Raw genomic sequence first — 11,672 nt, 5'->3', positions numbered from 1 at the left:
ACCCCCGCGCGCCGTGGGCCCTCAGACGCGGGCCGCGCGCTCGGCCGGCGGGGAGACGAGGGTGCCGGCGGGCTCGGTCGGCGGGCGGGGGCCCAGACTGTGCCGGTCGAAGCGCTGCCCGGTGGCCAGCCCGCCGAGGTAGAACGAGACGAGGGCGATCATGATGCCGGCGACGTCGTCGGTGAGGTAGTGCCAGCCGAAGTAGATGGTCGCGACCACGACGAGCCCGAAGTAGACCCAGAAGACCCGCTTGACCCAGGCGCTGCGCACCGTGAACTGCACCATCAGCGCCCACAGCAGGGTGATGCCGCAGTGCAGGCTGGCGAACCCGGCGACCGAGTTGACGATGCCCTCGACGCTCTGGCCGTCGTAGCTGCCGTTGAGCAGGGTGGCGCGGCTCTTGTAGAGCGCGGCGAGCAGGTCGGTCGTGCCGGTGTGGGCGAGGTCGGTGTAGCCGGGCTTGTAGTAGAACGCCGGGCCCAGCGTGGGCAGGGCGTAGTAGGACGCGGTGCCCAGCGCCCACGCGAAGCACTGCGAGGCCACGAACCAGTAGCCGAAGGAGATCCGGCGCGACCAGACGATCCAGGCCATCACCAGCAGCGGGACCATCGCGACGAAGATCAGGTAGATCGCCGAGAGCACGTGCGCGGCGACGTCGGTGCCGAGCAGGTTGTGCAGCACCGGACCCGGGCGGTGGCCGAAGAAGAGCACCCGGTCGACCAGGGTCAACTCGCGGTCGAACATCTGGTCCTGGTCCTGGAAGTCGCGCACGAACGGCAGCGCCGACTTGAGGTTGCGGTAGCCGACGTAGGTCACGTAGAAGCAGGTGACGCCCAGGACGACGAGCACGACGCGGTCGCGGGTCCAGTGGGTGGCCAGGCGCTCCTTGACGACCGGCACCATCGCGCTGCGGCGCAGCCGCGAGTGCCACAGCATCCGGGGCACGATGTCGAGCACCAGGCACAGGCTCAGCAGCAGCGGCAGCCGGATCCACGACGGGCCGAGGAAGGAGCCCTCGGGGTCGAGCAGCGGCTGGTCGTAGCGCCGCGCGATGACGAACGCGAGGAGCCCGGTGGTCGCCGCGACACCGATGCAGGTGGCGATGGCGCGGCGGTACACCCCGTCAGTCTAGGGAGCGGGTCGGCTCACCGGGCATCGGCCGCGGTCACGGCCGCGACCCGGGCGGCGTCGACCGCGAGGCCCACCTCGTCGCCCGGCCCGGCGTGGGTCCCGGGGCCGGCGACGGCGTCGAGGTCGCCGGCACCGTCGACGGCGACGACCAGGCGCAGGTGGTCGGGCGTGGCCCGCGCCGAGCGAACCACCCCCCGCAGCACCCCGGTCGGGGCGAGCGTCAGCGCCGAGCGGCGTACGGCGACCGCGGGCGCCCCGGGCAGGCCGGCGGCGTCGAGCACGAGCGCGGCGGCCCGACCCTCGAGGACGCGCGCGTAGCCCAGGAACAGCGCGGTGGCCGCGTCGGCCGGACGCGCCCAGACGTCGGCGATGTCGCCCTGCTGCACGATGCGGCCGTCGCGCATGACGACCAGCCGGTCGGCCAGCGCGAAGGCCTCCTCCTGGTCGTGGGTGACGACCAGGGTGGTGGTGCCGGCGGCGCGCAGGATGTCGTGGAGGTCGCCGGCCAGGCGCTCGCGCAGCCCGGCGTCGAGCGCCGAGAGCGGCTCGTCGAGCAGCAGCAGCCGCGGGTCGGCGGCCAGCGACCGGGCCAGCGCGACGCGCTGCCGCTCGCCGCCGGACAGCGTGGCGGGCAGCCGGTCGGCGTACCCCTCGAGGCCGACGAGCCCGAGCAACGACGCGACCCGCTCGGCGTCGGCCGCACGCCGGCGCGGGCGCCGCAGGCGTAGCGCGTAGCCGACGTTGCGGGCCACGGTGAGGTGGCCGAAGAGCTGGCCCTCCTGGAACATCAGCGCGAAGCCGCGCTTGTGGGTGGGCGTGCCCCCGAGGTCGACACCGTCCCACGAGATGGTGCCGGCGCGAGGGCGCTCGAGCCCGGCGACCGCGCGCAGCAGGGTCGACTTGCCGCAGCCCGAGGGGCCGAGCACCGCGACGACGCTGCCGTCGGGCACCTCGACGGTCGCGTCGACGACGGCGGGCACACCGTCGTAGTCGACGTCGACGTGGTCGAGGCGCAGCACGGTCACCACGCTCCCAGGGCGGGCACGCGCAGGCGTTCGACCGCCAGCATCACGAGCGCGGTCGTCGCGGCCAGGACCACCGAGGCGGCCAGGGCCGCGCCGTAGTCGCCCGCACCGGGGCGGCCGATCAGGCGGAAGATCACCACGGGCATCGTCGGGGCGTCGTCGCGCACCAGGAACGACGTCGCGCCGAACTCGCCCAACGACACGGCGAACGCGAAGCCGGCGGCGGCGAGCAGCGGCCGCCAGGTCGCCGGCAGGTCGACGGTGGCGAAGGCGCGCAACGGACCCGCGCCGAGCGAGGCCGCGGCCTGGCGCTGCCGGTCGTCGAGGCCGGCGAGCACCGGCACCAGCGTGCGCACCACGAGCGGGAGCGCGACCAGCGCCTGGGCCAGCGGCACCAGCAGCGGCGAGCTGCGCAGGTCGAGCGGTGGGGAGTCGAGGGTGATCAGGAAGCCGAACCCCAGCGTCACCGCCGACACCCCGAGCGGCAGCATGAAGAACCCGTCGAGCGCTCCGCGCAGCCGCCGCTCGGCGCGCCCGCGCGAGCGCCGGGTGACGACCACCGCGACCAGCCCGCCGAGCAGCAGCGACATCCAGGTGGCGTCGACGGCGATGCGCAGCGAGTTGAGCAGCGCCTCGGTCACCGGTACGACGAGGGTCGGGTCGCCGGGCTCGCCGCCGCGCCCGCCGAGCGCGCGGTAGGAGTCGAGGGTCCAGGCGCCGTCGCGGCGCAGGGAGCCCACGACGAGCGCGACGACCGGGGTCGCCACCGCGGCCAGCAGCACGACGGTCACGGCCACCTGGGGCAGGTCGCGGCGTCGTACGGGCTGGGCGCGGGCGGTGGAGCGCTGCACCTGCGCGTCGGGCGTACGCCGGGCGCGGCCGGCCACGACCAGCAGGGCGACCACGACGACGAGCTGCAGCACCGACAGCGCGGCCGCGGCCGGCAGGTCGAGCAGCTCGGTGGTGAGCAGGTAGATCTCGGTCTCGACCGAGGAGTAGCGCGAGCCGCCGAGCGTGAGCACGACCCCGAACGCGGTCGCGCAGAACAGGAACACCACGCTGGCCGCCGACACGACCGCCGGGCGCAGCGCCGGCAGCGTGACGGTGCGGAAGACGGTGACCGGACCGGCGCCGAGCGCGGCCGCGGCCTCGGCGGGACGCCGGTCGAGGCCCTCCCAGGTGGCGCCGACCGTGCGGATCACCACCGCCACGTTGAAGAACACCAGCGCGCAGACGATGCCGGTGGGGGTGCCGTCGAGCCCGAGGCCCCCGAGGAGCCCGCCCTCGCGCAGCAGCTGGCGGAACGCGACGCCCACCACCACGGTCGGCAGCACGAACGGCACCAGCAGCAGCCCGCGCACCAGCCCGCGCCCGGGGAAGCGCAGCCGGTGCAGGACGTAGGCCGCCGGCAGCCCGAGCGCGACACTGACCACGGTCGCGACCGACGCCGACCACAGCGTGAACCACAGCACCCGGTGGACCCGGGGCCGGGTCAGCACGTCGAGCACGGCACCGGGGTCGAAGACTCCGTCGGGCCAGACGCCGCGCCCCACCATGCCCGCGACCGGCAGCACGAAGAAGACCCCGAGCACGGCCAGCGGGAGCGCGGCCAGCCCGAGGAGCGTCGCGAGGCGCCTCATCACCGGCGGGATCACTGGCTCGTCACTGCGTCATCGGGTCGTGATGTCGGTCCACTCCTGCAGCCACTCGTCGCGCCGGTCGGCGACCTCGGCCGGGTCGACGGCCTTGGGGTCCGTCGGGCGCTGGGCGAAGGTCGCCCACGCCTCGGGCAGGGCGACGCCGTCGGCGACCGGGAAGACGTACATGCTGTCGGGCAGGGCCGCCTGCACCTCGGGGCTGACCAGCCACTCGAGGACCTTCTTGGCGCCCTCGGGGTTGGCCGCGCCGGTCAGCACGCCGGCGTACTCGACCTGCAGGAAGCAGGTGTCGAGCAGCGCGCTGGTCGTCGAGGTGTCGCTGCCCTTGGCCACGGTGAAGGCCGGGCTCGAGTCGTACGACGTCACGATCGGCTTGTCGCCGTTGCCGCCGCCCTGGGTGAAGTCGACCTGGTAGGCATCGGTCCAGCTGCTCGCGATCCGCGTGTCGTTGGCCATCAGCCGCTCCCAGTACGCCGGCCAGTCGTCGCCGTACTCGGCGATGGTGGCGAGCAGGAAGGCCAGGCCCGGGCTGCTGGCCGCGGCGGACTCGGTGACGAACAGTCCCTTGTAGGCCGGGTCGGTGAGGTCCTCGAAGGTCTGCGGCGGGTCGATGCCCTTGTCGGTGAAGTAGGTGTCGTCGACGTTGACGCACACGTTGCCGTTGTCGACCGGCACCAGCGCCCGCTCGTCGTCGCCCGCGAGCTCGTAGGCCTCGGCGCCCGCCGGCAGCGTCACGTCGGCCGGCGCGAAGACGTCGGCGTCCAGCGCCCGGCTCGCGAACGCGTTGTCGACGCCGAAGCTCACGTCGCCGATCGGGTCGCCCTGCGTCAGCACCAGCTTGTTGGTCAGCTCGCCCGCGTCACCGGACTGCCGGATCTCGAGGTCGATGTCGTTGGCCTTCTCGAACGACGCGACCAGGTCGTCGGGCAGCGCGAACGAGTCGTGCACCACCAGCACGACCTTGCCGGACCCGTCGCTGGTCGTAACGCTGGACGGCGTCGACGCGGCGCCCGAGCCCGCACCCGACCCGTCGTCCTCCCGCGCCGTCAGCGAGCACGACGTCACCGTCGCGCTCACGACCGCCGCCGTCGCGACCGCACGCCACACATGCCTCATCCTGGACTCCCTTCGCCGGTGCTAACCGGAGCAGGTTCGTAGGGTCTGCGGCTCTTCCGCACTCTCAGCACGCGTCTTCCGTGCTCCCCTGTCTTGTGCCCCGACCTTAGCGCGTCCCCGGGACGGTCCTCACCCCACCAGACCCACGGTGGTCGAGGAGGTTGCGCCAGCCGTCACGAGACCACTCAGACGCAGCAACGAGTCCAACCTCATCCACAGGCCTCCAGATCAGCCTGGTGCTCACCCCCACCAGGAGGCATCGTCCCGCCATGCCCTGGACCTACCTGCTCCGCTGCGCCGACGACGCCTACTACGTCGGCAGCACCTTCGACCTCGAACGACGTGTCGCCCAGCACCAGGCGGGGGAAGGGGCGGCCTACACCCGTCACCGGCGGCCGGTCGCGCTGGTGTGGGCCGCGGAGTTCGCGTTCATCCGCGACGCGTTCGTGTTCGAGAAGCAGGTGCAGAACTGGCGACGCAGCAAGCGTGAGGCGCTGAGCGACGGCCGCGTCGACCTCCTGCCTTCGCTCGCGAGCCGGTGCTGGTCGGCACGACAGGCCGTCGCTGACGACCCTCCACGCGCCAGCGAGAGCCAGCGTGCGGTGCCGCCGGTCATGCCCTGGGACGTCGAGCACGAGGTCGTTCACGATCCCGACGATCCGTGGGCGCCGCTGCGGCAGGTGGAGAAGGCAGCCGATCAACAGGCGGGGGCGCGTTGCACGCGGATCCTGCCGGACGGATGGTCTCGTGTCGCTCCCTAGCGGGAGCTCCTCGACCGACGTGTGGTGGCGTCGTACGACGGCCGTCACCCCCGTGGGCTCGGGCGGCGTGACAGGCTGGTGGGGTGCCGAGCCTGCTCCACTCCCTCTACGCGTACGCCGTGCCGAAGGCCCGTGGCGCCGGGGACGTCGACGTCGCGTCCGAGCGGGTGCGGATCGAGCGGTGGCACGCCCAGCCCGAGTTCTTCTTCCGCACCCTGCCCACGAGGTTGGTGCCGGGGTTCGCGCGGCGCTTCGAGGTCGGCACCCGCAGGATCCCGTTCCCGGTGCACACGATCCGACCGCGCGGCCGCACGCCGCGCACGACCGTGTACTACCTGCACGGCGGCGGGTTCGTCGCGCCGGCCGACCCCGTGCACGTGCGCTACGCGACGCGGCTGGCGCGCCACCTCGACGCCGAGGTCGTGCTGCCGTTCTACCCGCTCGCGCCCGAGCACACCTGGCGCGACAGCCACGACGCGCTGGTCGACGACCTGGCCGAGCACACGGCCCGCCGGGACCGGGTCGTCGTGGTGGGCGACTCCGCCGGCGGCGGACTGGCCCTCGCGCTGGTGCAGTCGCTGCGCGACCGCGGCGCCACGCTGCCGAGCCACCTGGTGCTGATCGCGCCGTGGGTCGACCTCACGACCAGCACCCCCGACCGCCACGCCCTCGACGCGATCGACCCGTGGCTGTCCCTCGGCAAGCTCACGTCGTACGCCGGGTGGTGGGCCGGCGACCCCGCCGACCTCGGCCGCCCCGAGGTCTCCCCCGCGCTCGGCGACCTGCAGGGCCTGCCGCCCGCACTCGTCGTGTGCGGCACGCGCGACGTGCTGGTCGCCGGGTGCCGACTCCTCGTCGACCGCGCGGCGGCCGCCGGGTGGCCGGTGACCTACCTCGAGGCCCCCGACCTGATCCACGTCTTCCCGCTGCTGCCCGGGCTGCCCGAGGCCCGCCGGGCGTGGCGCCACACGGTGGAGTTCCTGCGATGACCACGCTCGCCTTCACCGACCTGACCCCGCTGCAGGTCTACGCCGTGGCCCGGCTGCGCCAGGACGTCTTCGTCGTGGAGCAGGAGTGTCCCTACCCCGACCTCGACGGTCGCGACCTCGAGCCGGGCACCCGGCACGTGCTGCTCGACGACGACGGCGACGTGGTCGGCTACGCGCGGGTGCTCGACGACGGTGACGTGTGGCGGATCGGCCGGGTGCTGCTCGCGCGCCCCGCCCGTGGCCGGGGCCTGGCTGACACCGTCATGACCGAGGCCCTCGCCCACTGCCGCGGGCGCGACGTCGTGCTCGACGCCCAAGCCCCGCTGGCCGCCTGGTACGCCACGTTCGGGTTCGCGGTCACCGGCCCCGAGTTCCTCGAGGACGGCATCCCCCACCTGCCGATGCGCCGGGTCAGCAGGCCGTGACCACCCGGTAGACGACCCCGTCGGTCGCGACCGCGCTGTCGTCGCTGACCAGGTCGCCGCGCGCGACCAGGAGGTCGAGGTGGGCCTTGGTCTCCATCGCGGCCATCCCCCGGCTGAACCAGTCCAGGCCGTCGAAGGCGTGCAGGTGGCGGGTCCAGCCCAGCCCCCGCGCCACGTCGTACGCCGTCGAGCCGCCGTCGGCGACCAGCGCCAGGCTGTCGGCGAGCCGGGTCTCGTGGTGGGCCAGCAGCTCGTCGACGCGCTCGTGCGTCGAGGGCGTGACCGGGCCGTGCGCCGGCAGCACGCGCAGGTCGGGCAGCGCCCGCACCTTGGTCAGCGAGGCCATGAAGTCGCCCAGCGGCTGCGGGACCGGCGGCACCGTGAAGCCGATAGACGGGGTGATCGTCGGCAGCACGTGGTCGCCGGCGAAGAGCAGGCCGTCGGCACGGTCGGCGAAGACGAAGTGCCCGGGCGTGTGACCGGGCGTGTGGACGGCGTCGAGGGTGCGGGCGCCGACCGGGATCTCGTGGTCGCCGTCGAGCCAGGTGGTGGGGTACTGCCACAGCGGGCGCAGGTCCTCGTCGACGTCCTGCAGGCGCTCCCACTCCTCGGCGATCACGCCGGCCCCGGCCGAGCGGAGCACCGCGTGGAAGGGGTTCTCGGTCAGCTCGTGGCTGTTGTTGAGCAGCTCGAGCGCGGGCTGGTCGCCGAGCCCGAGGGCGACGTCGATGCCGAGCTCGCGCCCCAGGACCGTGGCCATCGTGAAGTGGTCGCGGTGCACGTGGGTGACCAGGAACCGCTTGATGTCGCCGAACCCCGAGCCGATCGAGCGCAGGCTCGCGTCGAGCAGCTCGCGGGCCACCGGGATGTGCCAGCCGCCGTCGATGAGCGTCAGTCCGTCGTCGGTCTGGATCGTGTAGACGTTGATCGCCCGCAGGCCGTCCATCGGCAGCGGCAACGGGATCCGGTGGACGCCGGGCGCCACCTCCCACGCACCCTCGGCGGTCCAGTGCTCGCCGGAGTCGGGCGAGACGGCGTGCGCGGTCGAGATGCCGGGGTCTCTGCTGGGGGGAGCCACCCTGGGACCCTAGGGCGCGAGGTCCGGGAACCCCAGGTCGAGGGTCGGTTGCTGGATGCCGCCGTCGATCTCGATCATCTTGCCGGTGACGTAACCACCGGCCTTCGACGCGAGGTAGAGCACGCCCGAGGCGATGTCCTCGGGCTCGCCGACGCGGCCGAGCGGGGTCTTGCCCTCGAGCTGCCCCATCATCGCAGGATCGCCGGCGACGAACTCCAGGGCGCTGGTCATGATCGAGCCGACGTAGATGCCGTTGACACGGATCCGCGGCGACAGGTCCTGCGCGGCCATCCGGGTCCAGTGGGCCAGCGCGGCCTTGGCCGTTCCGTAGGCGACGAAGCCGCGGTCGGCGGTGCGGCCCATCATCGAGCTGATGGTGACCACCGACTTCTGCGCGCCGTCGTCGTCGGCCAGCATCAGCGGCACCGCGGCCCGGGTCAGTGCGTGAGCAGTGCTCACGTTGAACGAGAACGACTCCTCCAGGAAGCGGGGGCTGGTCTTGAGGAACTCCCGCGGGAAGGTGCCACCGACGTTGTTGACGACCGTGTCGAGCCGGCCGAGCTCGTCGTACGCCGTCTGCGCGAGCCCGGCGACCGCATCGAGGTCGCTGAGGTCGGCGGCCACGACCACGCACCGGCGGCCGGTGGCGCGGACCTGCTCGGCGACGACGTCGAGCTGCTCGGCGGTGCGCGCCGAGATGAGGACGTCGGCGCCGGCCTCGGCCAGGGCGACGGCGGTGGCCGCCCCCAGGCCACGGCCCGCGCCGGTGACGATCGCGACGTGGTCGGTGAGGGCGAAGCGGTCGAGGATGCTCACTTCTGCTGCCCCTTGCTGCCCGCGACGAGCCCGCGGCCGGTGACCAGCGGCAGGTCGATGGCCCGCACGATGCCCGGCTTCGCCGCGACGACGGCCGGCAGGGCGTTGACGATGCGCTGGGCGGTGGTGATCATGCCGCTGACGTTGTGGTCGCCGTGCTCGCCGTGGTGGGTGAAGTCGACCTGCATCATCGGCTCGCCGGTGATCTTGACCCGGTAGCAGCCGTCGGTGCCGGCCGGCGGGGTCTCCCACTCGGGCTGGGACGAGGCGTCGGTGCGGGTGATGTGCTCGAGCACGACGCGCGGGACGCCGTCGACCTTGCCGATCAGCTGGAAGCGGACCGCACCCATCGTGCCGGCTGCGACGTCTCCGGACACCGAGGGCGTGTCGCGCTCGGCGGCACGGCGGTCGACCTCCTCGGTCAGCGGCTCGTCGAGGACGATGTCGAGCCCGGCCGCGATCTGGCGCACGACGCTGCCCCAGGCCATGGTGAGGATGCCGGGGTGCCACAGCATGCCCAGCTCGTCCATCGGCTTGCCGAAGCCGAACAGGTCGCCCATCACCACGGGCTGGTAGTAGGTCGAGTAGTCGCAGATCTCCATCACCCGCACCTCGTCGATGCGCTGGCTCAGGCTCGTCATCACCAGCGGCAGGATGTCGTTGGCGAAGCCGGGGTCGATGCCGTTGATGTGCATCGAGGCGTTGCCGGCGGCGCAGGCGTCCTCGATGCGCGCGATGAACTCCGGCGGCAGGATCTCCTCGGGCCACTGCAGCAGCACCGGCCCGCTCGAAGTGACGTTGATGCCGGCCTCGACGAACGAGATCAGGTCCTCGATGCACTCGAAGACCCGGTCGTCGGCCATCGCGGTGTGCACGATCGCGTCGGGGGCCAGCGCGATCAGCTCGTCGCGGTCGGTCGTGGCCAGGATGCCGAGCTCGCGGCCGAGGTCGGCCAGCACGCCCGCGTCCAAGCCATGCTTGTCGGGGTTGCTGACCCACACCCCGACGAGCTCGAGGTCGGGGTGGGCGTCGACGCCGGCGATGGCGTGGCGGCCGATCGTGCCGGTGGACCAGACGACGACGCGGAGGGGCTTCTCGGGGACGACCTGTGACATGGCGCTCACACTAGAACACGTTCTACTTCTGCGCCACGGATCAGCCGAACGAGGTGCCGTCGCACCGGTAGGCGGTGCCCCCGAACGGCCGCCAGGTGCGGCCGTCCAGGCGCAGGAAGCGGAAGCACTCCCCCGTGCGGTGCGGGCCGGGTCGCTGCGGCGAGTGCAGCCCGTTGGCGGTCCACGACGTCGTCGCCCGCAGCGCCGACACCAGCGAGGCCCGGGTCAGCCTCCCGCCGAGCGCGGTCGCCTTCTCCACGAACAGGCGCGCGGCCGACCAGGAGAACACCCCGAAGAACCCGGGCTCGGCGCCGGGCCGGACCTGCTCCAGGTAGCTCAGGTAGAGCGACAGCTCGGGGTTGCGCCCCGCCTCCTCGAAGGGGGTGAAGTTGGTGTAGATCACGGTGCCGTCGACGGCACTGCCCCCGGTCTCGACGTAGGTGCGGTTGTAGTCGGTCGGCTCGCGCATGTAGACGACCGGCTCGTACCCCTGCTGCTGCATGGTCTGGCGCAGCCGCACCGACATCGAGGTGGCCCCGGTGAAGAAGACCGTCTTGATGTCCTCGTCCTTGAGCTCCTGCACGTAGGGCGTGTAGTTGAACTCCGAGGTCTCGATGCCCCGCACCACCTCGAAGTCCAGGCCCCGCTTCTCGAACGCCTTCGCCTGGCGCGGCGCGTTGGCGGCCGCTGCTCCTGCGTTGACGTAGAGGAAGGCCGAGCGCTTCGCGGTGTCGCCGTACTGCTCGAGGATGAAGTCGGCCGTGGCGTTGGCGACCTCGCCGGTGCGCGTCGACTGCGCCCCGAAGCAGGTCGCGCAGTCGTTGCGCTCGGGCGTGACGTTGGCCGAGCGGATGTCGGGCAGCCCGCACTCCTCCGCCGTCTTGGCGCCCCCCGAGTTGAACGCCGACATCGAGCCGACCATGGCGAACACCTCGCCGCACGCCGCGGCGTAGGCCTGCTGGTCGGCCGCGGCGTCGGTGCGGGAGTCGTAGGTGCGCAGCACGAGGCGCCGGCCGCAGATGCCCTCGGGGTTGGCGGCGTTGAAGTAGGCGACGAAGGCGGCCGTGGCGTCCCGGCTGGCCTCGAACAACCCCGGGACCGGCCCGGAGATGTCGGAGGAGTTGCCGATGGTGATCGTGTCGTCGGTGATGCCCGGACCGTTGCGGAAGCCGGTGCAGTCGCCGGCCCGGTCCGGGTCGACGGCGGGCGGCGCCGAGGCGTCGCCGCCACCACCGGCCCCGTCGTCCGGCGCCGAGCCCGGTGCCGCCGGTGCCGCACCCGGGCCGTCCGAGCCGTCGGGGGCCACCGGAGCCGGACCACCGTCGGCGCCGTCGCCGGGCGCCGCCGGAGCCGCACCGAGCCCGTCGTCCGTGGCGTCGCCGGCTCCCCCGTCGCCGGCGGTCTGCACCCCGCCGCCGTCGAGGCCCGCGACGTCCTGCGGGTCGAGGCTCGAGCCGCACCCGGCGACCGGGCCGAGGAGCACGGCGACGAGCAGCGCCACCCGGGCGACCCGGCGGCGGCGCACACCCGCGGGCCCCACCACCGGCCCACCCACAGG

The 11,672-nt window shown here is 73.2% G+C and carries 11 protein-coding genes and 1 riboswitch; of the genes, 3 read left to right on the top strand and 8 right to left on the bottom strand.

Going from position 1 to position 11,672, the window contains the following annotated elements:
• Positions 1-21: 21 nt before the first annotated feature.
• Genes FZC61_RS07635 through FZC61_RS07620 form a run of 4 tightly spaced genes read right to left on the bottom strand, consistent with a single transcriptional unit; the run spans position 22 to position 4,891 of the window.
• Positions 22-1,119: a phosphatase PAP2 family protein gene (locus FZC61_RS07635; RefSeq protein WP_148613567.1), complete on the bottom strand. Its 1,098-nt coding sequence runs from the start codon at positions 1,117-1,119 to the stop codon at positions 22-24.
• 26 nt (positions 1,120-1,145) lie between these two features.
• Positions 1,146-2,150: an ABC transporter ATP-binding protein gene (locus FZC61_RS07630; RefSeq protein WP_148613566.1), complete on the bottom strand. Its 1,005-nt coding sequence runs from the start codon at positions 2,148-2,150 to the stop codon at positions 1,146-1,148.
• Positions 2,151-2,152: 2 nt separating this feature from the next.
• Positions 2,153-3,796, bottom strand: a complete 1,644-nt coding sequence (locus FZC61_RS07625) for an ABC transporter permease (protein ID WP_148613565.1) — start codon at positions 3,794-3,796, stop codon at positions 2,153-2,155.
• 30 nt (positions 3,797-3,826) lie between these two features.
• A complete protein-coding gene (locus FZC61_RS07620) occupies positions 3,827-4,891 on the bottom strand; it encodes a thiamine ABC transporter substrate-binding protein (protein ID WP_246142583.1) in 1,065 nt (354 codons plus the stop codon).
• Positions 4,892-4,920: 29 nt separating this feature from the next.
• A riboswitch (TPP riboswitch) is annotated at positions 4,921-5,030 on the bottom strand.
• A gap of 169 nt (positions 5,031-5,199) precedes the next feature.
• Between FZC61_RS07620 and FZC61_RS07615 the strand changes: the two genes are divergently transcribed.
• The 3 genes from FZC61_RS07615 to FZC61_RS07605 all read left to right on the top strand — a co-directional run bounded on the left by FZC61_RS07615 (position 5,200) and on the right by FZC61_RS07605 (position 7,105).
• On the top strand, positions 5,200-5,691 hold the full coding sequence (locus FZC61_RS07615) for a GIY-YIG nuclease family protein (protein WP_148613563.1): 492 nt from the start codon (positions 5,200-5,202) through the stop codon (positions 5,689-5,691).
• Positions 5,692-5,774: 83 nt separating this feature from the next.
• Positions 5,775-6,680 carry an alpha/beta hydrolase gene (locus FZC61_RS07610; RefSeq protein WP_148613562.1) on the top strand — a complete coding sequence of 302 codons (906 nt, stop codon included), beginning with the start codon at positions 5,775-5,777 and terminating at the stop codon, positions 6,678-6,680.
• Positions 6,677-7,105, top strand: a complete 429-nt coding sequence (locus tag FZC61_RS07605; protein WP_148613561.1) for a GNAT family N-acetyltransferase — start codon at positions 6,677-6,679, stop codon at positions 7,103-7,105. Before FZC61_RS07610 ends, FZC61_RS07605 begins: the two co-directional genes overlap by 4 nt.
• Here the strand turns inward: FZC61_RS07605 and FZC61_RS07600 are convergent.
• The 4 genes from FZC61_RS07600 to FZC61_RS07585 are packed head-to-tail and all read right to left on the bottom strand — an operon-like array spanning position 7,092 to position 11,657.
• Positions 7,092-8,183: an MBL fold metallo-hydrolase gene (locus FZC61_RS07600; protein ID WP_148613560.1), complete on the bottom strand. Its 1,092-nt coding sequence runs from the start codon at positions 8,181-8,183 to the stop codon at positions 7,092-7,094. The two genes, FZC61_RS07605 and FZC61_RS07600, sit on opposite strands and share 14 nt — an antisense overlap.
• Positions 8,184-8,192: 9 nt before the next feature.
• Positions 8,193-8,999, bottom strand: coding sequence for an SDR family oxidoreductase (locus FZC61_RS07595; RefSeq protein ID WP_148613559.1), 807 nt, complete (start codon positions 8,997-8,999; stop codon positions 8,193-8,195).
• Entirely contained in the window at positions 8,996-10,114 is a 1,119-nt protein-coding gene (locus FZC61_RS07590; RefSeq protein ID WP_148613558.1) for an NAD(P)H-dependent amine dehydrogenase family protein, read from the bottom strand. The genes FZC61_RS07595 and FZC61_RS07590 overlap by 4 nt, the downstream gene beginning before the upstream one ends.
• A 40-nt stretch (positions 10,115-10,154) precedes the next feature.
• Positions 10,155-11,657 (bottom strand): ABC transporter substrate-binding protein, encoded by a 1,503-nt coding sequence (locus FZC61_RS07585; protein ID WP_148613557.1) that lies wholly within the window; start codon positions 11,655-11,657, stop codon positions 10,155-10,157.
• Between the last annotated feature and the right edge of the window lie 15 nt (positions 11,658-11,672).

Source organism: Nocardioides rubriscoriae (assembly GCF_008087085.1).
Lineage (GTDB): Bacteria > Actinomycetota > Actinomycetes > Propionibacteriales > Nocardioidaceae > Nocardioides > Nocardioides rubriscoriae.
This window is presented reverse-complemented; position numbering and strand designations above follow the sequence as displayed.